This is a genomic window from Alkalinema sp. FACHB-956 (assembly GCF_014697025.1).
Classification (GTDB): Bacteria; Cyanobacteriota; Cyanobacteriia; order Leptolyngbyales; family Leptolyngbyaceae; genus Alkalinema.
This window is the reverse complement of sequence record NZ_JACJRC010000001.1, coordinates 758,428-783,950: the sequence shown is the minus strand read 5'-3', so window position 1 is coordinate 783,950 and position 25,523 is coordinate 758,428. Positions and strand designations below refer to the sequence as shown.

Sequence of the window (25,523 nt, the reverse complement as noted above, 5' to 3'; positions counted from 1 at the left end):
CGCACTTACTCCAACGCCCGATCGCGCTGCATCTTGCTGACGTATTGCCAATCCGAACCGGGCACCGGCACCGGGGGACTCCAGCGAATTCGTTCAGAAAAACGCAACACCTGCAACTGGTTAATGGTGGACTGGACTTCCTCGCGGGTGCCGAGGAGGTAGAATTGCAGCGGTTTACGGGAGTCCTCGATCGCGCGATCGAGATCGTCAAAACCAATAAACATGGGGATTTCTCCTGGTTGTAGAGTCGGGAAGAAATCCCAAAAATTAAAGCCACCCTCTTTGCAGGACAAGTAGGGTGGCCCGATCGAATGTTACAATCCGTGTCAGACCGCCTTGCTGGTCTCGTCAGCTTGGGGGTTTAGCTGCCTTACGTTGTTGGTCGCAACTGGGGCAGCGCCTTAATTTTCGGGAGATAAGCTGATTGATTGACCTACGGTCGATCTTTGACCAACGGGGTGTTGAAACACGGTGGTACTCAGCTATGAGAAACAACCCTACAAATAAACTCGGGTTCTGTCAACCGTAGTCAGACATTTCGCAATGGTGTAAATCGGCAACATTATTTTCTACAGCTTGCTTCTCTCCAGCCAGCGATCGAGGCAACGCGCTCTCGATGAGAATTCCCTGAGAACCTCATAAATTTTTCCAGTGAAAATATGAAAAATAGGATGGCGATTCCTTAGGCTGCCATCATTTTTCCAGTTTTCCTAGCCATCATAATCAATGCATCCTCCTGATAAGTTTCATGCTGAAGATTTCCTGTTATCCATTGCTGCAATGAATTATTTTAGTAATGGTTGACCTTCCATGATTAGTTACATATTTTCCATTACAGCCAAAGACACCGTGATCATGAAATCTACACTTTTAGCAATTCTGTGCCTCACGCCCTTACTCATCCTAGGTTGCACCAGCCAAAGCCCCACCAGCACAACCTCGCCCCAAAATCGTAGCGAAGCCAGCCCGATCGATGGGGCAACTTCAGCCCCAGCAACCCCAACCCCCTCGACTAAAACCACAGCACAACCCGCTGCCACAAAACCGATTAAATCCGGGAGTTTCGTTTCCGGGGAACATGAAACGAAAGGCAGCCTTCAAATCCTGAAGCAGAACGGGCAGAGCACCTTAGTTTTAGATCAGACCTTTAAAACTTCAGAACTAGGCCCCGATCTCGTCGTGGCATTCCATCGCTCTAACAACGTCCTCGGCTCCACCAAACCGCCCGCCTACCCACTGAAAGAAGGCGACTACGTTGTCCTTGCACCCTTACAAAAATTTTCCGGTTCTCAACAATACGCCATTCCTAACAACATTAATCTCGCAGACTATTCATCGATCGTGATTTGGTGTCGTAAATTCAATGCAACCTTTGGCGTCGCTCAACTCACTCCTGGGTAAATTGTCCTCACAGCATCTGTTACAGCTTCCTCATCTGGAATTACAAGGAATCCAGGATTACCGCTCCTATTCATCCTTTATAGAGATCTTTCGTCTGCGTTTTGCCTGCCTTTAGGTCATTTCTTTAGCGTCCTAACTGTTGTTCGATCGCACATATCCATGCAGTTGTGCAAGACATTGCAGTTATGCAAGACATTGCAGTTGTGCAAGACATTCAAGCTAGGAGATTCCCATGAAACTCGCGGGCAAAGTTGCATTAGTCACGGGTGGCGATCAGGGCATTGGTCAAGCGATCGTGCTTCGACTCGCCGCAGAAGGCGCTAATGTGGTCATCGACTACCGTTCCGATCCAGAGGATGCTGAGAAAATCCTGGCTCAAATCGCAGCCCTGGGCCATCCCCCCGCCCATCTCGTGCAAGCTGATGTCAGTAAACTAGCCGACATCGATCGGATGGTTGCCGAAAGCGTTGACCATTTTGGCAAGCTGGATATTCTCGTTAACAATGCGGGCATTGAACGCCAAGCTGCTTTTTGGGAAGTCACTGAATCTGATTATGATGCTGTCCTTAATACCAATCTCAAAGGTGTTTTCTTTACAACCCAAGCGGTTGTCAAACATTTACTCACCACCCAACGTCCCGGTAAAATTATCAACATTAGTTCCGTTCACGAAGAGCTTTCCTTTCCCAATTACGCTCCCTACTGCGCCAGCAAAGGCGGCCTACGCATGTTAACCCGCACCCTAGCGACGGAACTCGGCCCCCACGGTATCACCATTAACAACGTAGCCCCCGGCGCGATCGCCACACCCATCAACGAAGCGACACTGAAGGATCCCGAAAAAGCCCAAGCCCTGCACCAAAATATTCCGATCGGGCGGGTGGGCCACCCCCAGGATGTCGCATCTTTAGTCGCATTTCTAGCCTCCGACGAAGCCAATTACATTACAGGCAGTACTTTTGTCGTTGATGGTGGCTTACTGCGGCATTACCAAGAACATTAAGCCCTGCATCATTCATGATTTTATTGATTGCTCCTTCAGTCCATTCTCAGGTGGCTATCATTTTCCCATGGGTTAATTGTGGGGAGTCCAATCCTCTGCATAACTCCGATTCCCCGCTGGCATACGTTCCTTACAGTTTTACGTCCCAGGAGAATACCCCATGGCCCCCCACTTGCAAGCGATCGTTCAACAAGAGATCGTTCAACAACCTGACCAAGGCGATGCCTACTGGGTTTTAGGCGACTTATATCGCTACAAGGCCCGCAGCGAAGACACCAACCACGCCTACGCCCTGCTGGAAATCACCATGCAGCCCCACAGCGCCGTCCCGCCCCATTGCCACAGCCACGAAGACGAATCCTTCTACGTGCTCTCGGGGGCCATGGAGTTCCGTTTGGGCGATCGAGTGATTGCCGCTCCCACTGGTACCTTTGTCCATCTCCCCAAGGGGCAAGTCCACCAATTTAGTAACGTGGGTTCCGAGCCTGCCACTTGCCTCTGTTGGGTCACTCCCGGCGGTTTAGAAAAATTCTGGGTAGAAATTGGCGTCCCAGTGGACAAAAATCAACCCCCGGAAGTCACGCCTGCGGATATTGAAAAGGTACTCGCGATCGCGCCACGCTATGGCCTGGAAGTGATTCCCCCTAGCAGCTAGATGGGTAGATGGGTAGGTGGGTGGAGGAGTCAGAGTGATTTCTGATTAGCCAATCTCCTAAGCAGAGGGCGCAGAGGTCGTTGGATCAGAAGAGATCGGGATAGCGGCTGCTTCTGAGGGATACTTCCGGGCACGGCGATCGCTGCGGAGTGCTTGTAGCAAAGTTTCAGCCGTGGGGGGGACGCGGGTAAATCGGAGGTAGAAACCCACTTCACTCCCGTTCGGTTTTTGAATGACCTTCGCATAAATTTCCTGGGGTTCACCCATTCCCTCTACCACGATCGCTGCGGATGGTATTTCCATTGCCGATTCCACCATAGCGGAAGAGACTGGTTGATCGTCTGACCGATGATCGTCGGTTTTACGATCGTCTGCTCTACGATTGGCTACCCTGCGATCGGGTTGATCATCTGGCAATTGACGATGGTGATCCTCCGCTCGGCGATCGTCGGCTCTACGATCATCCCTCCGGCGATCGTTTGTCTTGGGGAACCAGAGCAACAGTTTCAAATTCGTCAACGGCGCAGGGCGATGGTCACAGAGAATTTCCGCCCCATTCGCCGACAACCGCACTAATTTGCCCCAAAACTGTTCCTCCGACAAATGCTTCCCTTCCAACACCGCATACTGCAAGGGCAACGGATGCTTCAATTCAATAAAACTTTCCTGCTCTTCCCGTAGCTTCAAATTGTACGGCCCCGCCAACCCACTCACCTCATACAGCGTCACCGGAGCCGAGACGCCCTTCATCTGCGCTTGGGATTGACCATTTAAAGTCGCGATCGCCTGTACCTCGGCCCACGTACTTTCGGAAATTAAAATCTGTCCCCCCACCGTAAACGACTCAATCCGCGCCGCTACGTTCACATGACTCCCGATCGCGGTGTATTTCGTATGTTCCTCCGAGCCAATATTGCCGACCACCACTTCCCCGGTATTCACCCCAATGCCCATTTGCAGCGGCGGCAAATTCAGGGTTTGGCTCTGCTGATTCACCGCATCCATAGCCAACTGCATCGCCAACGCACAGGCCACTGCCCGTTCCCCATCATCGGGTCGCTGGATCGGGGCTCCAAAAAACACGACAATCCCATCCCCCGTCAGATCGTTAATCGTGCCCCCGTAGCGCTGGATAATCTTGGTCATAAAACCCAGGTACAGGTTGAGCAACTTGACCACCTGTTCCGGCGGCAACTGCTCCGAGAGGCTGGTAAAACCCCGAATATCGGACATCAGCGTCGTCACTTTGCGCTTTTCCCCCACCAGGGTCAATCCCTCGGGCGTTTCCAGCAAACTCGCCACCACCTCATCGGTCAAATAGCGGCCTAGGGTTTTTCGCATTTCCGCCGCCGTTTGTGCCAGATAGCCCGTCACTACGATCGCCGACCAGCCCAAACTCAGCAGCGCCGGAGCCACCGGAATCCACCACCCCAAGGTAAACGCACCATAGGTGCCCACCACCAAGCCCGCCGCCATCACCACCAAGCTCACCGGAATTTTGAGGGATTGCCACGCTTGGCTGAGGGGACTGTGGAGGCTGGCGAGGGTTTGGGACGCTTGCAACGATCGCTGTTGCCAGACCAGCAGCGCCCCGACGATCGCCCACCCCGCAATCCACAGCATTTCCCCCAGTTCCGACCAGGTTTTAAACAGCGGGCGTTGGTTCAGGGCGGAACTGAGGAGTTGACTGGTAAGATTGGCGTGGATTTCGACCCCCGGTGTGGGTTTGGTCAGTTGCATGAGCTGCACACTGTAGGGCGTGTAAAACGTGTCCCGCAAACTTTCCGCCATCGGGCCGACTAGGATAATGCGATCGCGGCCCCATTGGGCAGGCATTTGGCCGTCTAGCACCTGCTCCACCGACAGGGTAGAAAAATTGCCGCGCGGCCCCCGGTAGTTAATGAGTGTTTGAAACCCCTGGGCATTGGCTCGCACATAGCCACCGTCATTGGCTTCCACGGGCGTCAACAGCGCCTGACCCAGTTGAATGCGATCGTCCGGTGTGGCTTGGGGGGCAATGCCTTCGCGATCGAGGTAAAACATCGCCATGGCCATGGACAACGTGGGCACATTATTCTGCTCGCGATCTTCCAGGAACAGCAGGCCGCGCCGCAGCTTGCCATCACTATCCATCACCACATCATTGGCCGCCACTTGGCCCAGCTTTTTCAACGTGGGTGGAGGGGCGACCGCACCCAGGGGATCGGTGCCACCAATTTTCTGAATCCCCACGAGATTCGGCGTCGATTCAAACACCTTCGTCAATTGGGCGTAGCCCTGGCCCACGGGTAAATCGCGGTATAAGTCCAAACCGATCGCCCGAGGTTGCTGTTGCCGTACTCGATCGAGCACCTTGGCCAACACGTCATCGGGCAGCGGCCAACCATATTTCTGTAAATCCGATTCCTGAATGCCGACAATCACAATGCGATCGTCCGGGGGTTCGGGAGTACGCATGCGCATGTATTGGTCAAAGGCGGCCCATTCCAGCCCCTGCATCAACCCCGTCAGCCGTACTGCAATCACCACGCCGGTCACGCTGGGAGCCGCAATCAGCACACCCCGCCACTTCCACAATCGCTGCTTCCACGATGATTGTGATAGGGTCGATCGTCCGAATTTCCACAGCGTTCCCATGGTGGATATTACTCAGTAAAGGATCAATAAGAAACCGTCAAAACTCACTTCAGTCAAAACTCACTTTAGTCAAAACTCACTTTAGTCAAAACTCACTTCAGCACATGACGCAAGCTATCTCGACGCGAGGGCACAAGAAGCTGGTATCGCAGAAGGGGATGAGTTGGCAGCGACCAATTCAACCGTCCCTGTTTGGGGATTGCGATACCAAGCCGTCGCTTGCACGATCGCGGGGGTCGGGGTCGGCGTTTGCGCGATCGTGCCTGACGGGGAGGGCGATCGGAGATCAACCCAAGGATGAATGGGACTGGGCATGCGCTGCATCGGATTGACGGGCACACCGCCGCGTCCCGTGATCACAAAACGACTGCTTGCATTCGTCGGACATCCCGCTGCAATGGTCTGACTCGCATCGGTCAGGGTTGCGGGGAGTTCAACTAAGCCAGCATTGGGATCAACCCCAATATTGTTAATTTGCACGGTTCCATTGACATTGAATTGTGAGCTTGCCGTGATGTCATTCGTTAGATCCGTTCTCGGAACCAACGTATCGCGAAATTCTAACCCGATGATTCCTTGAGTTGCGATCGTGATATTTCCCCCCCGACCTTTAAAGGCATTAGCAATGATGTCACTATTGTCTAACCCAACCATAATCGGTGCTTGGATCGTCACGTTACCACCATCGCCACCGCCCCCGGCTGTCGCTGCAATCACACTCCCCTGCCGCAGGACTAACGTATGGGTTTTCAGAACAATATCCCCACCTTTTCCCGTTAACGTAGTCGCGATGAGATTCCCTTGATGATTCAGCCAAATCTCTCCCGCATTGACTTCCAAACTACCGGCTTTGCCATTGCCCTCATTGCGTACCGTCACAGTTGCGCCATCCGTAATTCTCAGGCTAGGGGTATTGAGAATTACGCTACCCGACTCCCCTTGCGACAGGAGATTCAGCGGTAATCCCAAAAATTGTTTGATCGCTTTATCATCCGTGATCGCCGATCGAATCTCAGTCGGGTTCGGTGCATTGGCCCCTTGTCCATTGACATGGATAGATTCCGAGGCATTCACCACAATACTCCCCGCATTGCCCGTCCCCCGACCCACCACCGAGAGCAGTCCTCCCGCTTTTACGGCTAAAGTGCGAGTGTTGATCAGAATGCTGCCCGCCGCCCCTGGGCCATTACTGGACGCCGATAACGCACTCGCCAGAAAACTAGGGACACCCGTCGTCATCCCGATCACTTCAACGGTGTCCGCATTCACCATTAAATTGCCGCCCGTTCCACGGCCAAAGGTTGCAACAGCGACATTAGCACCATCGAGCACGGCCACTTTTTGAGAGGAAAGCGTCACGTTGCCAGAGTTACCATGGCCAAAGGTGAGGGATCCCAACGTTGAGAAAACCCTTGCATCCAGCAAGGACACGCCACTCACCTGAATTAACTCGCGGGCCTGAACCTGAACATTCCCCGCTGCCGCAGAGCTAAAGGTTCTACTGACCAGAACAGCCCCTCCTTCAATCCCAAGTTGGGGCGTGGCAATGAACAGGTTGCTACTGGAACCTGCACTTAACGTTTCCGCCACGAGGCCACTGCGAATTTGTAGATTTGGGGTTGTCCCTTGCAGTTGCAACGCCTCAGACGCCTGAATGCGGATCGTTCCAGCGGCCTGGGGACCCCGATTTTGGCTCCAAATGAATGATCCGCCATCGAAACGGATGTGCTGCCCTTGCACCTGCACCGCCCCCGCACTGGCTCCGCTGACATTGATGAGCGATCGTTGGGAGAGTTGAATATCTTGAAACTTGGCGTTGGTGGGATAGGTGAAGGTGAATCCGGATGCACTGGGCACTAGGTTGACCTGAGTGTCACGCACACTACCTAGCTCAATTTGCCCCTGGGGAGCCGTGAGAATGCCGCCGGTGAAGACCAGGGAACCCCCAACTAGGGCTAAGGTCTTGCCGGATTGAACTTGTAAACCAGAGGAGGATGGGCCACCAATAATTGGTGCAGAAATGGGGTTTTTGGCGGTGAGGGTATGGCCGTTACCTTGAACTTGTATGGCACCAGGGTCACTGCCCAACTGCACCCCGATCGGTGCACTCATGGTTAGCAAAGGCGGATTGCTAGGATTCCCCGCGCTAAAGACTGCACCATCGGCAAACTGGATCGACTGCGCCGTGGTGCCGACAAAGGAACCGCCAATATTTAACGCCGCATTGGGCCCGAACAAAATCCCCGCCGGATTGAGCAGAAACAGATTAGCGCTGCCATTGGCCTGAATGATGCCATCAATGGTGGAAACCGTGCCCCCAGTGACGCGGCTGAAGATGTTTTGAACCGTCGGGGCATTGTTGAAAATTACAGATCCCCCCGTGGGCAGGGAGAATTCCTGGAAGCTGTGGAAGAGGTTGTTGCCGGAAGGGGTGCCGTTGTCGATCGTGAAACGATTCCCCGATCGCGTCACCAGGGTGTTCACCGTACCATCGGACACCACCGCCTGAGCGTGGACGGGCGCGACCTGCAAACTGTTGGGCAGAACGGTTTCAACAACGGTTCCCACGACGGCCAGTCCGATCGCACTCCCCCCGATCGCACTCCAACGGATGCCCCCTAACAACCACTTACACTTCATAAATCCTCATTACCAGCAAAAGTAGAGTCAATTCCCTGGGATAGCACCGTTTTGATATAGATTTCTATTGCGATCGCGTCACTACAGACTTCTTCTGCCACAGACTTCCTCTGTCACAGACTTCCTCTGTCACAGACTTCCTCTGTCACAGACTCCCTTTGCCACAGACTTCCTCTACTGTGCCTGACAGCATTGGGCAAAGGGCGCTTGGCTCAACTTTTCTAGCCCCGCCGATCGCAAGACACTTTCCCATTGCGTGCGCAGTTCTGCATTATTGGGTTGTTGCTGTTGCAGTTCTGCCAGACTGGTGAGCGTTTCCTGCCACAGCCCCGCTTCCGCATAGAGATAGGGTCGCCGTTGGGGATTGGCCTGGGGCAAATTCGTCGTTAACTGAGTTGGCAGATTCACCCGTTCTACCCAGCCGAGCGCTGTGATATCCGCCGATCGATCCTCTTGATCGCACACCAGTGACACCTTCCAGCGATAGGTCTGATTCACGGCCAGTTCCGGGATATCTGCGCCGATCGGTTGCAAGCGCACAACCCCTGCCGTCGCCGGAGCGGGAAACACCTGTTTGTAAAGGCGCTTGTTGCCGTCTTGGGTTTCAACCATCAGTTCGATCGTCTTAGCTGTAGACGCAGGCACATAGACAAACAGCGTCGGTTGCGCCGCTGTGGTCATGCCAAAGTTGCCCGTAGGCATCAGCGCCGCCAAAGTCTCCTTGGGTTGACTGACGCAGCTATTGCCCCGGCTAGCCGCACCGTTGGTGACCGGAGGCGTGCCCCGGCGGGGAGCTTTGAAGGTCAGGGGCGAGGCATGGAGGGGAAGGGGCGTACTGACGCCCAGGAGAGCCAGGGTAGACAGCGCCGCGATCGCAAAACGGGTGGTTCGGTAGAGTCGGCTTGGGCAGAATCGGGTTTGGCGGAATCGGGTTTGGCGGAGCGGGGATGAATTCATAGGATCAAACATTGCAACAACGGAGGAGAGCGACCCTTCCACGGTAGCGGTTGAGACGTATCGCCAAACCAGTATTCCCACGGTTTTGACCCTGGGAACAAAGCAGCAACATCGGTAAATTTCGACCCCTTTTCAACAATTTCACGGGGAAGATTACTCAGTTTCCGTGATCTCTATCGTTGACAAACCCAGGAAAATCTTGGATCAAGCCTAGCCCTCCCACGGGGCTCCGAAATCCGCCCCCGGACACCGCGTTACTCCCAAGGTCGATCGAGGCATTCTAAAGGAGCGATCGTCTCTAGAGATGCCCCTAGTGCCACCGCCATCTACCCAAACCCGGATCCTTGCAGAGAGCCATTTTTATGACGTCAGAGGTTAGTTCACGAACAGTCTTTAGGTTCAGTACAGGGGTGCCCCGGCGCATTCTGGTAATGGCTCTGACGATCGCGGCCTGTCAGGTATCCCCGCTGCAAGAAGCGGCCCAGGGACAGACGATCGCTCCCCGCATGGTTCCTGCAAATGATGGCACAGGCACGATCCTTCAACGGCAGGGCGATCGCATTGACATCACGGGGGGTCAACTGTCGGGAGATGGCACCAACCTTTTCCATAGCTTCCAGCGCTTTGGTTTAAATGCCAGCGAAACTGCCAATTTTCTCGCCAATCCCACCCTGCATAACATCCTGACCCGTGTGACTGGGGGCGATCCCTCCCGCATCGATGGCTTACTCAAGGTCACCGGGGGCAATGCCAATCTGTTTCTGATTAATCCAGCGGGGATTGTCTTCGGCTCCAATGCACGCTTAGATGTTCCTGGCGCATTTACAGCCACCACCGCGACGGGAATCGGGTTTGGCAATACGGGATTGAATGCCGGATTTAATCCTGAATTTAAAAGCTTACAAACTAACGATTACGCCAACCTCAACGGCAACCCTAGCAGCTTGATCTTCAGCATTAGTCAACCGGGCGCGATCGTCAATGCGGGGAATCTGGCGGTCAATGCGGGACAAGCCCTCGGGCTAATCGGCGGAACGGTCTTCAGCAGTGGCACGCTTTCGGCTCCGGGCGGCCAAGTGACGATCGCCTCTGTAGCGGGCAATCAGGTACTGCGGCTCAATGCTCCGGGCAGTTTGTTGGGTTTCGAGCTACAACCCCTCGCATCAACCCCGATCGCCTTCACCCCAGCCACCCTACCGCAGTTACTCACGGGCGGTGATATCCAGCAGGCCACGGGCGTCACGCTGCAAGCCGATGGGTCGGTTAAACTGAGTCATCTCAATCAAGCGATCGCGCCCGGTGATGTGGTTGTCAAACAACTTAACGCTGGTCAAGCAACGGTTACGGCAACGAATCAGTTAACGCTTCCGGATAGCCAATTACACACGAGTGGGGACTTAATTCTTCACGCAAAAAACAGCGTAGTAGCCAGAGATACGGCCCCCTATTCCTTTCTCGCTAATGCGGGGGGGGATTTAACGATTCAGGGCGATCGGGGCGTCGATCTCTGGGTGCTGAACTCCTCCGGAAATAATCAATTCCCCATTCAAAGTGGCGGTAATCTTAATTTAGTCAGTGATGGCATCATTTCCACCGATGCCCATTTCCAAGCGGGGAAAGACTTCTCAATTCGCAGGCTAGATAGTTCCTTAGCCAATTTTCTGAGTTTGAATGATCCCATTATCAATGTGGGCGGGAGTTATGGCGTTGGGGATTACATCGGAGCCTCTCTGCAAGTGACTGCGGGTGGCGATATTACCTATAACAACGTCACCATTAACGCGATCGATCCCAGCGTTCATCCCACCAACCCTGCTTTCTTCCTCAATGCAGGCGGCACGATCGCGGGAACGGGGTTAGTCACGACCACCTTAAATAATCTCCTCGTTGATTTCCAAGCCACAGGGGTCATCTCCACCCAAGGCATTAATAGTAAAGGCGGCAGCATCACCCTATCCGGGGCCTCTATCACCGCCAGCGCGCCCTACGATACGACCAATGCTGGCAATGCTAGTGGCAATATCAACCTCACAGCCACCAGCGGCGATCTGAACCTGGGACTGCTACGCGCCTCGGCCACGGGCAGTGTTGGACTCGTTGGCCCTGGCGGATCGGTCAACCTAACAGCCACCACGGGTAACATCACCGCCAACCAGATTCAAGCCTTTTCCCGCAATGTCGGGAGCGGTAATTCTAGCAATGGCGGGACTATCAGTATTAATGCTGCCAATGGATTCATTTTCACTTCAGGACTAGACTCCTTTTCTGAAACAACTAATGGAAATGCAGGGAATGGTGGCGCAATCACTTTAAATGCATTCAATTCAATTACGATAGATAGCGGTGGAATTAATACCCGATCGGCCAGTGCAGGAACCGGAACTGCTAGTAATGGTGGCATAATCACTGCAACGAACAGCAATGGCAATATTGCGATTGTGGGGAATTCAGTACTTTCGGTAGCTCGATCGTTTGCCGGTTCCGCTGGTTCCGGGGGTGCGATTAATATCGCCGCTGGCAATGGGGATGTGGTGATTGATCCAGGGGTAGCGGGACAGGTTGCCAGTCATGCAGCGGTTGAAAACGGTTCGGGGGTCAGCGCTGGCAATGGCGGTAATATCACGCTTTCTGGCAACAATGTCACCATTCAAGGGGTTGGATTACTCAGTGGGTCGGAAATTCAACGACGATCGACACTCACCTCTGGGAACACAGGCAATGGCGGTAATATTACTGTCAATGCAAGCAATACCGCCACTTTGCCTGGGCAGTTCCGCAGCGAATCCGTCACCCCCGTAGGCACCGCAGGTAATGGCGGCAATATTAATGTTAGCGCTGGTAATTTACTGCAATTAACCGCAGTCACCCCCAATGCCATTACCGCACTCTCTTCTGGCAATCTGAGTGCTGGGAGTGGCGGAACGATCGCACTGTCTGCGCCCACGATCGGCATTGCGCCCGGTGCCGCTACCCCCGGCAATCCCCTACGCTTCAATGCCCCCACCCAAATCAATCGTGACACCAGCACCGAAATTCCGTTTCCCCTCAGCAATCCCCTGTCTAGCAATGCGGTAACGATGACCGGCAATCTAGGCTCCGGCGTAGAGTTTATGGAAGTCTCTTCCAGCGCAGGCACAGTGACATTCAATGGCGATTTGAACCTCGCTAGTTTGAAAGTCAACGATCGGCAGTCCACGGCCTTTTACGGCAATCACCAAATTGGCAGTCTGGACTTAGTCGGTGGAGCAACAACATTACTCAACGGCAGCATTACCACGAACGCTCCCCTGACGTTGCGCAGTAATGTAGTTGTCCAGGGCAACTCATTTCTTAACAGTAACAGTAATGCCATTTTATTCAACGGTACGATCGAAGGACAGACACCAGATACCAATAGTTTGACGATCGATGCAGGCAGTGCACCGATTACGATTAATCAACCGATCGGTGCAACAACTTCCCTGGGCCAATTGGTCTTGCAAACTAGCGGACTGACGCAACTGAACAACACGATTCGCGCTGAAAGCCTCATCACCCAAGGCAGCGGTAGTACGGAAATTAACGGTAATATCACCACGACCAATTCCCAAACCTATTCAGAAACTGTCCAGATTAGCAATCCCAATCTCATCTTGACTAGTACCAATAACGGGGACATTAGTTTTGATGTCAATGTCCAAGCGATCGGGGATCTCACCGTTAACACGGGTGGTAACAGTAAATTCTTCGGAACGGTGAATGCCAGGAGTCTCACCACGGATAGCGCTGGCGTCACACAACTCTACAGCGATGTCACCACGACCCAAAACCAACTCTACGGCGATACCTTGCAAATTGGACTCCCCGCCGTCAATCTTCAATCCCTCAATGGTTCCTTGACTTTTGGGAGTACGATCGATGGGCGATTCGGCCAGAGAGCACCTGCGATCTTCACTGCCCAGGCTCCCAACGGAAGTCTAAGTTTTGCAGGAAGTCTGGGCGGCATCAGTCCACTACGATCGGTGACATTACTCGCAGGTCAGTCTCTCAACCTTGGACAATCGATCGTCACCACCGGGGGAGAGGTCAACCTAGCCGGGAGTCAAGTGACCACCCGCGACATTACCACCAACGGTGGAAATATTCTCATCAACAGTGGAAGTACAATTAACACACAAGCCGGAACTTTAAACACAACACCCAGCTTTGGAAGTGGAGGTAATGTCACATTAAATGCTCCCGGCGATATTACTACCGGAAATATTCAAACCAGTGCCAATGCAACGGCAGGTAATATTCAGGTAACCAGTGCCAATGGCATCATTACTAGCGGTGATTTAACTGCCACGGGGGCAGTCACTGGGGGCAACGTTACGGTGAATGCCCGGACTAGCATGAGCCTAGGCGCGATCGACACTCACTCCGACTTCGGCAATGGCGGCAATGTCCTCCTCGATCCGATTAATGATGTGGTAGTGAGATTCATCAATGCCCAAGGCCAGCAGAACGGCGGGACGGTAGACATTACCACCGGGCGATTTTTTAGGGCGACGGATAGCTTTGTCGATCGTAATGGGTTTACCGCCAGCATTTCCACCGCCGCTGACACCCTTCCCGGCACCATCACCCTGCGCCACTACGGCGGCTATGTCAGCACACCGTTTGAGATTGGTAATCCGGCCATTAACGGCACCGCAGGCGAAATTACGATGGGGCTGGATAATCGGTTAGAAATTGGCCAGTCTTTCCCCTATTTCTATACCCAGGGTGTGGGCAGCAATCTGATTCAACTCATTACTGCCAATGCCCCGATCGTGATCCCGATCGAATCCCCCCAACCCAACCTGAATCCCCCCAACAACTTCTCCTTACCGCTCTTAGAGCGTCCACCCAAGCCCCCAGAGTTTGTTCAACGGCCCATGGATGCCACCCCACCACCGATGTATTTAGATCCGGGCATTGGCAACCTGGAAGCACGGTTTAGCCGAGCGGTGCAGAATTACTACGGCCAAGCCAGCAAGCCGAATTTTCAGAATCTCGATGATATGCAAAGCCTCGCCCAAAACATTGAGAAGGAAACGGGGGCCAAGCCTGCTTTTGTTTACATTAGTTTTCTACCGGATCTCAGTCATTGCACAAATTTAGGGGGAAGTGAACAATGCTCTGGAAAACAGGAAACGGATAACTTAGAAATCATTGCTGTAACCGCCAAGGGAAATCCTATCCGCAAAGTTCTTTACAACGTGACCCGTCAGGAAGTCCTCCAGGTTGCCAAAGCTTTCAGATCCACTGTGACCGATCGGGATAGCAACGATTACCTCAAACCCGGACAACAGTTATACCAATGGTTTGTGGCTCCAATGGAAGCGGAGTTCCAGCAGCGGAACATTAACAACCTCCTGTTCATGATGGATTCTGGGCTGCGATCGCTCCCCCTCTCAGCCCTGTACGACGGCAAAGGGTTCTTGGTGGAACGCTACAGCGTTGGCATGACGCCTAGCCTCTCCCTCATGGATACGCGCTATCGGGATATTAAAGGCAGCAAGCTGTTTGCCATGGGGGCATCCCAATTTACCGATCAACCGGCCTTGCCTGCGGTACCTGTAGAACTCAGTTTAATTAGTCAGGAATGGCAAAACGGCCAAGTGGCACTGAACGATCAGTTTACGATCTCCAATCTGATGGAACAACGGAGCCGCAACGCCTTTGGCATCTTGCATTTAGCCACCCATGGAGAATTTCGTCCCGGACAACCCCAGCAATCCTATATCCAATTCTGGAATCATAAATTACAACTTAACCAAATTCGCGATCTGAAACTCCATGACCCACCCTTGGAATTATTGGTGCTGAGTGCCTGTCGCATGGCTGTTGGCGATGATGAAGCAGAATTAGGCTTTGCGGGACTGGCGACCCAAGCAGGGGTGAAATCCGCCCTGGCTAGCCTCTGGTATGTAGATGATGAAGGCACCTTAGCCTTGATGACGGAAGTCTATCGGCAATTGGAACAGCCGCAGGTCAAGATTAAAGCCGAAGCCCTCCGGCAATCCCAAATGGCGTTGATTCGGGGCGATGTGCGGATTAACCAAGGCGCATTGTATACGCCTGTGTTTGATAAACCGATTCCGCTACCCCCCAATGTGGGGCAAGGGGTCGATCGCACCTTCAAGCATCCTTACTATTGGGCGGCCTTCACCCTCGTGGGGAATCCTTGGTAAATCCAGCGGGTACATCAACGGGTACATCAACGAGTACATCAATCAGAGGGGGAGATTCCTGGGTTGAAATCCCCCTGATTAGGTTGAGGGGCACGGGACTAGGCCGCTTGGGCCGCTTCCATAAGTTCCGGGAGGGAAACATGCTGCACCGTCGGCGTAAAGCCTAGCCACTGGCGCGATAGTCTCACAAACGGAGCGGGATCGCCACTGACATAGAACTGCGTGGGCAACGCCGCATGGAGATTGCGCAGGTTCAAGCGTTCGAGTTCTTCCCCGGCAACTTTGGCCGTATGCACCGCTGGATCAACCAACTGCACGGTACTGGGCAGGATCGATCGCAGCACCGGCGCAAGGTGGGGGTAGTGGGTGCAACCATAGACCAGGGTATCAATCTGGTTTTGAATCAAGGGTTCTAGGTAACCCTGGGCCACGGCATAGGTTTCCGGATCCTGGACTCGGTTGGCCTCAATCAGCGGCACAAACTCCGGACAGCCCACCTGCCACACTGCTGCGTTGGGATCGGCATCCACGATCGCCGATCGATAGGCATTACTTTTCGCAGTGGCGGGCGTTGCAATCACCCCAATGCGCTGTCCCACCTGCGCGGCGGCTTGGGCACCGGGCTGGATCACCCCCAGGATGGGAATGTTGTACTGCGATCGCACTTCCTGCAAAGCCAGCGCCGAACTGGTATTGCAGGCCATGATCACCATCTTGACCCCACGCCCCAGCATCCAGTTCAAAATTTCATGGACAAACTGGAGAATTTCCTCTCGGCTGCGGGTGCCGTAGGGCAAACGGGCCGTATCCCCAAAGTACAAAACCGACTCATGGGGTAACTGACGGTAAATCTCCCGCAAAACCGTCAAGCCCCCCACACCACTGTCAAACACCCCGATCGGCAGGTTGCTCTGGTGGCCCAGCGCTAACAGAGATGCCGCAGGGTCAAAGGCTGAATTCAGGCTCCTCACACACAATCCTCACACACGGTACCGATAGTTATATCAGGGGAATGGTTTCTTGAAAATGGCGAACCCATCCCTAGCCACCACCTCGAATGTAGAGCAGAATACCACGGGCAATTCCTTCTGCCATCTGCCGCCGATAGCCCGAAGTGGCCAAGCGGGAGGCATCCTCCTGCCCGGTGACAAATCCCGTTTCCACCAACACCGAAGGCATACTGGTCCTGCGAATCACGTAGAAACGCGCCTTCCGCACGCCGCGATCGCGCGCGCCCGTGACCTCGATCACACTGCGGTGAATCGACTGCGCTAGCCCCAGCCCACTGTCGTAGTAGTAGGTTTCCAAACCACTGATATCGGGGCGGCTCATGCTGATGGCATTGGCGTGGATGCTGACAAACACCGTGGCGCGAACCTGCTCCGCAATGTCCACCCGAGGTTGCAAATCCAAGTCAATATCATCCTGGCGGGTCATCACCACCGAGACACCCTGTTGCTGTAGGATGCCCGCCACCTGACGACTAATATCCAGGACGATTTCCTTTTCCTGGATGCCGCCGATGCCAACGGCACCGGGATCGGGGCCGCCATGGCCGGGATCAATGACCACCACCACTTGCCCTGCCGGAACCCGAGGAATGGTGGGGGTGGGCACTTGCTTCGGGGGCGGGACGGGGATTTGGGTGCCGGGATTGGAGGGCATGGGGGGCACCGTGGACAGGCCACGCCGCAGTTGTAACGTCACGGTTTGGGCGTTGGGCTGGTTCAGTTCACCAATCTGGATGCCAGCCGCTGGGGTAACCAAAATGGAACTCGTCTGGGCGTTGTCCTGCCGCAGTCTAATCTGCATGACAGGGCTGTTGACCGCTAATCGTGGCCCCCGCACATTGCGATCGAACTGGCTGCTGGGAATGAGAATGCGGTAGGCTCCGGTGAGGCGATCCCAGGTTCCCGTATAGGTCAGGCGCTGGTTGGCCCGAACAACGATGCGATCGCCTTCTAAATCCACGGCCTGAATCGTCGCGAGGCTGGTGGATCGGGGTTCCTGGGCTTCGTCGCGGGGTCGGGGATTATTGGTACCGATTGGCCCACTGTCCGGTAGTTTGGGAATCACGACCACCCCGCCCAAGTTGCTGTAGCTGGCCTGCCAATCGGCTCCATCGGGCTGCACATTCAGCACCAAGCGAGCGATCGGGGGATTGCCGGACAGTTGGCTGATCTGGGCGCGACTGACGCCCCGCTGATTGACGATCAGATCCCGAGGGCTGAGGCTGGGGGACAGACTCGTGGCGGGCAGATCGACATAGACTTGCCGACGATCGTTGCTGCGGGTGACCTGGGGCAGGGGCGGTGTGCCCGTGGTGCGCAGGTAAAAGCCATCGCCCGTGATGCGTACCGATTGCACCTGGGTGCGGGCAATGCTGGGCAAGGGAGACTGGCTGGGTGGGCTGCTTTGGGTCGGCGGCAGGTTAATCGTATTGGAAGCTTCGGTGCCGACAAATCTCACTGGAGGCAGCTTCACCCGCCATTGGCGCGGTGTCACGCCTTCAAAAATGACCTGGGTGGGATCGATCGAATAGCCAGGAACCAATTCCAAGACAATCCGCGCGGTCTGAGGATCAAACTGGCCGACCCGCAGGGACTGGACTCCCTGTTGGCCCGTCACGGGTTCGATTAATTGCTTGCGACCAAACACCGTCCCTGGGAGATCGATCACCAAGCGGCCTGGGTTGGTAATAAATTGCGCACGGGGCTGCACGCCATCCTCAGTACTAAACTCCAGTTGGCTGCTGCGAACATCAAACCGCCATTGCAAAAGCCGTCCGGCCTGGGCTGGGAGGGCTGAGATCAGAAAAGAGAAGACTGCTAGCAAAAAGTAGAAAGAGATCTTACGCTTCATGGTGCTTCGAGCAGAGGTCTGCGGAGAAAACCAACACGAGAGAAAACGGGAAAGATTGAATGACGAATGATGAAAAGCAATAGGAGAATAGCGAAACTTAGTAGATGGCTGGGATGATCGATGGTCTGGGTGTACCCCCTAGCAGGTATCACGAGGGATCAAAACCGTGGTACACGTTATCACAATTTCTGAAGAATCGCCCGTTGCCAACCAGCCAGGTTTGCGCCCAGCTCGCTATCCTCTTTCCCAACCAAATCGAGCTTTCTGGACGGTTCGTCCGGAGGAATGGGCCGAAAACGTCCTAAAAAAATCGCGTCGAATGCACTCATGGCTCTGCGACGCGATCGTAGAAATTGATGTTTCCAAAGTTGGGATAAAGATTGGGCTAGTCAGCTTGACTGGTGAGTTCTGGCGTTAGGCTGCTGGCAAACACGAGGCGCAACAGGGGCGGAGCCAGGAAGGTGGTCAAAATCACCATGACGATGATAGCCGCTTGTAAGGACGCATTCAGGACGCCGCTGCTGGCCCCGTAGGCGGCAAAGACTAGGCCCACTTCGCCTCGGGGAATCATGCCGACGCCGATCGCCAGTCGATTGATGCCCGGTTGCCCAAAGACGGTAAAGCCGGTGACAACCTTACCGACGATCGCGACGACGATCAGAAAGGCGGCAATAATTAAGCCTTCTCGGTTGCTGGGGTTAAAGGGATTCAGGACGCTGACATCGGTTCTGGCTCCGACGACAACGAAGAAGACGGGCACCAGCATATCGGCGATCGGGATGACCTGTTCTTCCAATTCCTTGCGGCGATCGGTTTCGGCCAGAATCAACCCGGCGATGAACGCGCCTAGGATGGCTTCCAGTTGGATGACTGCGCCAATGTAGGACAGGGTGAAGGCAAAGATGAGAGAACTGATCAGCAGTTGGCCTCGGGTCTTGAGGTTGGCTACGAGGGACAGGAAGAAGGGCATGAACAGCCGTCCGGCCCAGACGCCACCCACCAGGAAAACGGCGGCACTGACGATCAGATAGATAACGTTGCTGATTTGAATTTCGCCCGTTTTGACCAGACCGCCAACGACGGCTAGGACGATAATGCCGAGGACATCATCCATGACTGCCGCACCGACGATGATTTGGCCTTCCCGCGAGGTGAGACGCCCCAGTTCGGATAGCACTTTGGCGGTGATGCCGATGCTGGTGGCGGTGAGGGCGGCTCCGGCAAAGATGGCGGGAATGGCCGCGACGCCGAAGAAGCTCATCAAGCCTGCGGTGCCGAGGCCAAAGGGGACGACAACGCCGACGACCGCGACGATCGTGGCCTGAACCCCGACCTTGAGCAGTTCCTTGAGGTTAGATTCGAGGCCAATTTCGAAAAGTAGGATGACGACGCCCAGTTCCGACAGGACGGAAATGACTTCGCTTTGGGCTTCGAAGGTGGCTTGCAGTTCCGGCAGGCTCATTGCCGTAGAGCCTTGGAGCAGTTGCATGATCAGCGACATGCTGGCGTCGATGCCTTGGCCGGGGAAGATCAGCAAATGCAGGGCGGAGATGCCCACGAGCACTCCAGCGACTAATTCGCCGAGGACGGGTGGCAGGTTAATGCGATCGCAGATTTCGCCGCCGAGTTTGCTGGCCAGATAGATGACCACGAGGCTCAGTAAAACGGCTGCCAGGACTAAGGAGGGATCCGCAGAGGCAGATTCAGTCACGGTTTCCGCGAGGGCTGGTGCGGTGGATTGCACGGCGGCCAGCAGGGACGAGGGTAACCCATCTTGCGCAAAACCCACTTGCGCAAAACCCAGTGTGGGTTGACTTGAAGGTTGACTAAGGAGATTCAATAAAGGACTTGCTGTTGGCATGATCACACCAATGTCACACAACCGAGTCTGAACACCCTAGTATGGCTAAATTTTGGGGTGGGAACAAATTTAAAGAGGGCAGATCCCCCCTTGGCCTCTTTCAAGATCCGCCTTAACAAGGCAGATCCCCCCTACCCCCCCTTAAAAAGGGGGGAACTGGAAAAGGGGCGAAAAACGATGATATTGGTTCAAAAATCAACCATTCTCTCAAAGTCCCTCTTTTGTAGCTCTGCTTCCCGAAGGGTAGGGGGATTTAGGGGGATCGACTTACACGAAGACGCGGTGTTGTAGGGAGGGCATTTGTCGGCGGACTTGCTGGATGCGGGTGGGGTTGATTTCCGCGATCGCGAAGCCGGGTTCGGTGCCTGCGTCGGAGAGGACGGTGCCCCAGGGGTCGATGATGAGGGCGTGGCCGTGGGATTGGCGGATGCTGTTGTGCCAGCCGGTTTGGGCGGGGGCGATGATGTAGCAGGTGTTTTCGATCGCGCGGGCTTGTAGCAGGACTTGCCAGTGGTCTTTTCCGGTGTAGGCGGTGAAGGCGGCGGGGACGAAGATGACATCTGCGCCTTTTTGGGAGAGGTGGCGGAAGAGTTCTGGGAAGCGAACGTCGTAGCAGATGGAGAGGCCGAGGTTGCCGAAGTCTTTGGAGGGGTAGATGGCGGGCAATTTGGTGCCGGGGACGACGGTGGCGGATTCGAGGTAGGTGTTGCCGTCGGGGACGTTGACGTCGAAGAGGTGGGCTTTTTCGTAGCGGGCAGCTTCTTGGCCGTCGATATCAACGAGGAGGGCGGTGTTGTAGACTTTGCCGTCGCCTGCGGAAACGGGGTAGCCGCCGCCAAGGATGGTGACTTGGTAGCGCTGCGCCATGATTTTGAGGAATTTTTCGCTTTCGGTGGCGATCGCTTCGGCTTGGTCGATTTTGGCGGCTTCGTCTCCGAGGAAGGAAAAGTTTTCGGGGAGGCCAATGAGTTCTGCGCCGCGTCGCACTGCGAGGTCGATGAGTTCTTCAGCCTGGGCCAGATTCTTTTTCAGATCGGGCACACTGGTCATTTGAATGGCAGCCGCTAGGTAGGATTTCATGGAGTTTGTCTGCGATCGCACGAATTACGTCAATGGGAGTGAGGGTCAGTAGGTCGAATAGTTCGTCGCTAGGGTGGGTTGGATCCCCCTAAATCCCCCTTAATAAGGGGGACTTTGAAGCTTTTGTTTCCCTTGTTCTAATTCCCCCTTTTTTAAGGGGAGTTAGGGGGGATCGAATTTTACGGCAGATAGGGGGATCTCAATCCACTTGGCGATCTACTGAGGTTGCAATGAACCTTATCTAGTATCCCCTCAAAGTGAACCGGGAATGCAGGGTTCTGGGGGAAGGGATCGCTGGGTTAACGCTTCTGGGAGGAAAACGCTATGATCTGTCCAAGTTCTTCGGTGGCTGGGTCTGGGTGGGTGAGGTTTGCCTGGATGGCTGCGGGGGGGCTGGGGTTTGAATTTTTATGGGTCATTCCGATCGAAGGGTAGGGATATGAGTGACTGGCAACGGGATTTGGCGGCGGCGATCGAGGGCATTACGGAGCAGGTGACGGAGTTGGTGTTGGAGGTGTCGCAGGAGATGGCGGAGACGGTGGATGAGCTGCTGGATCTGTCGGAGGATGCGGTGAGTCAGTTGCAGTCGCAGGTGAAGGGGCAGGTGGAGGCGGTTCTGGATACGGAGTTGGAGCCGTTTTTGAATGGGATTTTGAATCCGTTGTTTGGGTTGTCGATCGCGGATTTGTTGGAGCCGCCGGGGTCGGATGCGGCGACGGTGGGGGAGGGGTTGATTCAGTTTGATTTGAGTGAGGATTTGCATCCGGTGTGTCGGGGGTGCAAGCATTTCCACGGGCAGGTGTATGGGGGGAATTTGCTGGTGTGTGGGATGCATCCCTATGGGGTGCCGGAGGGGGTTGATCAGTGTCCCGATCGGGAGGTGGTGGATTTAAGCCAACCAGGAACCCGCGATTGGTGGGATTAATTTTCAGAGATAAAGATTGAGTGAGCAATACATCAATCCATACAAGAGATGATGAATCACATGACCACAACGAATGAGGATGTTCTAAAGTTCCTGGACTACTATGTCAAGCTGGACAACCCAGGTTATGCCGTTCTATTGACAGGGCCATGGGGCTGTGGAAAAACCTATCTTGTGAAGGAGTATCTGAAGACAAACAAAAATGTTAAGGATCAATATATCTATGCCAGCTTATTTGGCATTTCAAAGAAAGAAGAGATTGAAAATATATTTTTTACTGAACTCTTTCCATCTTTGAATTCTCCAGGAGTCCGTTTGGTCAGTGGACTAATGAGTAATCTGATTAGCTTAACAGTTCGACAGTCTCCTGATTTGTCGTTTTCTGTTAAGCCGACTCATGCATCCTTAGGAATTAAAGAATTGCTGACAAATTTGACTAATAAGATTATTGTTTTCGATGATTTAGAAAGATGCAAAATTGATCAAGCTGAGCTTTTTGGTTACATCAATGAGCTAGTTGAACATGAAATGTGTCGAGTCATTCTCATTGCGAACGAAGAAGAGCTTAAAAAACGAGAAGATTTACAAAGACAGTCTCAGCTTAGTGATATCCAACCACAAGAAAAAGAGTCGCAAACGACACCATATCTCCAACCAACTCGAGTAAGCAGGTCACAAGAAAAAGAATTAAAAGAAGCTCTGAATCCTTTACAGGCTCAATCACCCACAACATATACATCGATTAAAGAAAAGCTTGTTGGACATACATTAAGATTTGAATCATGTGCTTCACAAGCACTAGATAATTTCATCAGCCAAATCTCTTGTGGGGAAGTTCGCGCTTTGTTGAAAAAAATGAAAAATGATATTTTACAATTGCACGAGAAGTCAAAATCACAGAACCTCCGACACCTAAAACAGGCAATTCGCGAATTTGAACGTTTATATCATGAAATTAAGCTTCAAGAACTCTTGAAAGACTTACACAAGGAAAATAAAGAGGAACAGAAACAGAAAGTCATCAGTTATCTAGCAAAACTCCATATCATTCTTATTTACGAATCTCGAAGTGGGTTACACAGGGAGCAACTCCAGGAATTTATAAAGGCTTTACATTCTTTTGTCGATGACAACTCCAAAAGTAGTGTATCTCAACTGGCGAAAAAATACGAAGAACATTTTCGTAGACAGGAACATTTAATTGATGACTACCTGTGGAAAGAAATAATTTACGATGGGAAAATCTCGTGTGATTTGATTAATCAGTCAATAAGAAAGACATCTTACTTTTATAAAGAAGAAGTTCCCGATTGGTTAGAAATACTAGATTTATCTAATCTGGAAGATAACAGGTTTTGTGAACTTCTGACTTCGATCGAGAAGCGTTTTTTAAAATCTGATTTTGATTCTGATTTTGGCTTTGAAAATGTTGGAGAGCTATTGCATGTAGCTGGAGTATTTCTTTTTTGCATTCAAGAAGGAATCAATTCACCGTTTCCTGAAGCAAAAATTGTTGTAGATCAAGCTAGATCAATTCTGCAAGATGCAAGAGATGGATGGAAACTATCTGAACGTCCAGTAGGGCAATTAAATCGCGGCGAAAATAGATCCTATGCCAGGTATGCATATCTTTGCGAGAATTCTGATGATTTTAAAGATCTTATAGCTGCTGCGAATCAATATGAAATAGCAAAGTATGAGCATGACAAAATTAGTTATGCTCAATATCTTCTGAAACTCGTTCAGACAGACCCAAGACAGTTTTTTTCTGAAGTCACCATACCTAATCCCAGTATTGGGGGAAGTAACTTTGAGACATTAGAAAACTATGCAACCATCCCTATTTTACATCTTATTGATTCCCAAGAATTTGTTGATAAAGTCGTAGCAATGCCAAGGAAGACAGCAGGAATAATCTTTGATGCATTGAAAGAAAGATATCAGTCAGGCTCCCTCAATAACAAGTTAAAAGATGAAGCAGAATGGATTAAAACTGTAAAAGAACTTTTTGAGCAGCAGGTAACATTGAAGTATGGCACTCTTTCAGGTTGGTGGCTTAAGAGATATGTCAAAGGTTCTTTCGAGCCGATTATTGAATCAATTCACTCATCTGACTAAACTTATCTATTCAAAAAACTTTTGGGAGTAATCATGCATATCACGATCGACCTTCCTCAAGATCTCGAACAACATCTACTTCAACAGGCCGAACAATCCAACATTTCACTGCAAACCCTAGTGCTCCAAGCACTGCACCAATTTATTCAAACGCAAACCAAACCAGTTTGCCAATGGCCCGATAGCATTCTCAACTACCCAGGCGATCCAGAATTTCCCGCCTTCGAATCCTATCGCAACGAACTTCTTCCCTAACTCGTCCCAACCATTCTACTTAAGCCCGACGGGTATCAAATGATACCTGAAACAAATTCCTAAAATACGATTGACAGACCCTAGGTTTCTTCGTAGGCTATTTTGTCATAGCGACTCCATGAGACATCCTTCTCACAATTGACCTAATTGACGATACGGCATGAAGCATGGAAGCGCTGGGTTCACCCAAAAATTAGAGCACTACCCGTTGTTGCTGCAAACAACTCCGGGTAGCTATCCCCCCAAGCTGGAACAGCAGCTGGGAGGCTTGTTGAGAATTTTAACATTCGATCGAGCCACCCTTCGTTGTGATGTCAACCGGGGTGGCTCTAATTTTGGGCTTTTTCCCTCTACACCCCAGGAGAAGCTCAATATGTTTACAGGTTCTAGCGACGATCACGATCGCTCGATCGAACGGTTTCGCCCCTACTTCCGCCTACAACTCTTCGGCACCCAAGAAACCGTCCAATCCATCATCAACCAACTCCACGCCCTCGGCTTCGTCGATCGTGTCTACTGGGGCAAACCCATGCCCGTCCCCGGCGTCGAAGGCGAATGGGTCAGCGTCCTACACCGCCGCTGGTCATAAATACCGTCAACCATGGCGAGGAACCCCATGAAGGTTAAAGACCCTGGCAGCACCTGACCCAATGCCTCAAGGCAACTTACTTGCAAAGCGCCAGACGTTGACGAGCGATCGCGCCTCTGCCAAAGCACGATCGCTCTAATCTACCTAACGATACGATCGAGCATTCATAATCACCTGCACCAATCCCGTGAGGCTAGCGGTAAACGTAGAAATCAGAATGGCGATCGCTAAAATCACTGCTGTTGGAGATTCAGATTGGGCGATCGGGGTGGGATCGATCGGAGCAATCTGCGAAGTAGCTTGATGGGTTGATGTGGGCTGTTGTTGATTCATTGGAATGACC

At 52.9% G+C, this 25,523-nt stretch carries 17 protein-coding genes; 8 read left to right on the top strand and 9 right to left on the bottom strand.

Annotation, left to right across the window (positions count from 1 at the left end; all coding sequences use genetic code 11):
• Positions 1–5 precede the first annotated feature (5 nt).
• Positions 6–224, bottom strand: coding sequence for a hypothetical protein (locus H6G21_RS03085; RefSeq protein ID WP_190570307.1), 219 nt, complete (start codon positions 222–224; stop codon positions 6–8).
• Between the two features lie 631 nt (positions 225–855).
• Here H6G21_RS03085 and H6G21_RS03080 point away from each other — a divergent pair.
• From H6G21_RS03080 to H6G21_RS03070, 3 genes are all read left to right on the top strand, one after another.
• Entirely contained in the window at positions 856–1,401 is a 546-nt protein-coding gene (locus H6G21_RS03080; protein WP_190570305.1) for a DM13 domain-containing protein, read from the top strand.
• A 232-nt stretch (positions 1,402–1,633) separates the two neighbouring features.
• On the top strand, positions 1,634–2,404 hold the full coding sequence (locus H6G21_RS03075; RefSeq protein ID WP_190570303.1) for a glucose 1-dehydrogenase: 771 nt from the start codon (positions 1,634–1,636) through the stop codon (positions 2,402–2,404).
• Positions 2,405–2,564: 160 nt separating this feature from the next.
• The gene (locus tag H6G21_RS03070) at positions 2,565–3,059 is read left to right on the top strand and encodes a quercetin 2,3-dioxygenase (protein WP_190570301.1); all 495 of its coding nucleotides are present in this window, start codon (positions 2,565–2,567) and stop codon (positions 3,057–3,059) included.
• Positions 3,060–3,116: 57 nt separating this feature from the next.
• Here H6G21_RS03070 and H6G21_RS03065 read toward each other — a convergent pair whose 3' ends face one another.
• The 3 genes from H6G21_RS03065 to H6G21_RS03055 form a co-directional block, all read right to left on the bottom strand.
• Positions 3,117–5,696, bottom strand: coding sequence for an adenylate/guanylate cyclase domain-containing protein (locus H6G21_RS03065; protein WP_190570299.1), 2,580 nt, complete (start codon positions 5,694–5,696; stop codon positions 3,117–3,119).
• 114 nt (positions 5,697–5,810) lie between these two features.
• Positions 5,811–8,336 carry an S-layer family protein gene (locus H6G21_RS03060; RefSeq protein WP_190570297.1) on the bottom strand — a complete coding sequence of 842 codons (2,526 nt, stop codon included), beginning with the start codon at positions 8,334–8,336 and terminating at the stop codon, positions 5,811–5,813.
• Positions 8,337–8,510: 174 nt separating this feature from the next.
• Positions 8,511–9,293 carry a DUF928 domain-containing protein gene (locus tag H6G21_RS03055; RefSeq protein WP_190570295.1) on the bottom strand — a complete coding sequence of 261 codons (783 nt, stop codon included), beginning with the start codon at positions 9,291–9,293 and terminating at the stop codon, positions 8,511–8,513.
• A gap of 410 nt (positions 9,294–9,703) precedes the next feature.
• On the opposite strand from H6G21_RS03055, the gene H6G21_RS03050 reads away from it, so the two are divergent.
• On the top strand, positions 9,704–15,490 hold the full coding sequence (locus H6G21_RS03050; RefSeq protein WP_190570292.1) for a CHAT domain-containing protein: 5,787 nt from the start codon (positions 9,704–9,706) through the stop codon (positions 15,488–15,490).
• 98 nt (positions 15,491–15,588) lie between these two features.
• Here the strand turns inward: H6G21_RS03050 and murI are convergent, their stop codons facing one another.
• The 4 genes from murI to H6G21_RS03030 form a co-directional block, all read right to left on the bottom strand.
• Positions 15,589–16,452, bottom strand: a complete 864-nt coding sequence (murI, locus tag H6G21_RS03045; protein ID WP_190570525.1) for a glutamate racemase — start codon at positions 16,450–16,452, stop codon at positions 15,589–15,591.
• Positions 16,453–16,531: 79 nt separating this feature from the next.
• Positions 16,532–18,352 carry an N-acetylmuramoyl-L-alanine amidase gene (locus H6G21_RS03040; RefSeq protein WP_190570290.1) on the bottom strand — a complete coding sequence of 607 codons (1,821 nt, stop codon included), beginning with the start codon at positions 18,350–18,352 and terminating at the stop codon, positions 16,532–16,534.
• A 385-nt stretch (positions 18,353–18,737) separates the two neighbouring features.
• A complete protein-coding gene (locus tag H6G21_RS03035; RefSeq protein WP_347277970.1) occupies positions 18,738–20,096 on the bottom strand; it encodes a cation:proton antiporter in 1,359 nt (452 codons plus the stop codon).
• Between the two features lie 384 nt (positions 20,097–20,480).
• Positions 20,481–21,293: a carbon-nitrogen hydrolase family protein gene (locus H6G21_RS03030; protein ID WP_190570285.1), complete on the bottom strand. Its 813-nt coding sequence runs from the start codon at positions 21,291–21,293 to the stop codon at positions 20,481–20,483.
• Between the two features lie 439 nt (positions 21,294–21,732).
• Here H6G21_RS03030 and H6G21_RS03025 point away from each other — a divergent pair, with 439 nt between their 5' ends.
• The 4 genes from H6G21_RS03025 to H6G21_RS03010 all read left to right on the top strand — a co-directional run bounded on the left by H6G21_RS03025 (position 21,733) and on the right by H6G21_RS03010 (position 25,180).
• Positions 21,733–22,218 (top strand): hypothetical protein, encoded by a 486-nt coding sequence (locus tag H6G21_RS03025; protein ID WP_190570544.1) that lies wholly within the window; start codon positions 21,733–21,735, stop codon positions 22,216–22,218.
• A gap of 60 nt (positions 22,219–22,278) precedes the next feature.
• Positions 22,279–24,336 carry a P-loop NTPase fold protein gene (locus H6G21_RS03020; RefSeq protein WP_190570283.1) on the top strand — a complete coding sequence of 686 codons (2,058 nt, stop codon included), beginning with the start codon at positions 22,279–22,281 and terminating at the stop codon, positions 24,334–24,336.
• Between the two features lie 33 nt (positions 24,337–24,369).
• The gene (locus tag H6G21_RS03015; RefSeq protein ID WP_190570281.1) at positions 24,370–24,591 is read left to right on the top strand and encodes a hypothetical protein; all 222 of its coding nucleotides are present in this window, start codon (positions 24,370–24,372) and stop codon (positions 24,589–24,591) included.
• Between the two features lie 160 nt (positions 24,592–24,751).
• The gene (locus H6G21_RS03010) at positions 24,752–25,180 is read left to right on the top strand and encodes a hypothetical protein (RefSeq protein WP_190570279.1); all 429 of its coding nucleotides are present in this window, start codon (positions 24,752–24,754) and stop codon (positions 25,178–25,180) included.
• Positions 25,181–25,324: 144 nt separating this feature from the next.
• On the opposite strand, the gene H6G21_RS03005 is transcribed toward H6G21_RS03010, so the two are convergent.
• Positions 25,325–25,513, bottom strand: a complete 189-nt coding sequence (locus H6G21_RS03005) for a hypothetical protein (protein ID WP_190570277.1) — start codon at positions 25,511–25,513, stop codon at positions 25,325–25,327.
• Positions 25,514–25,523 lie beyond the last annotated feature (10 nt).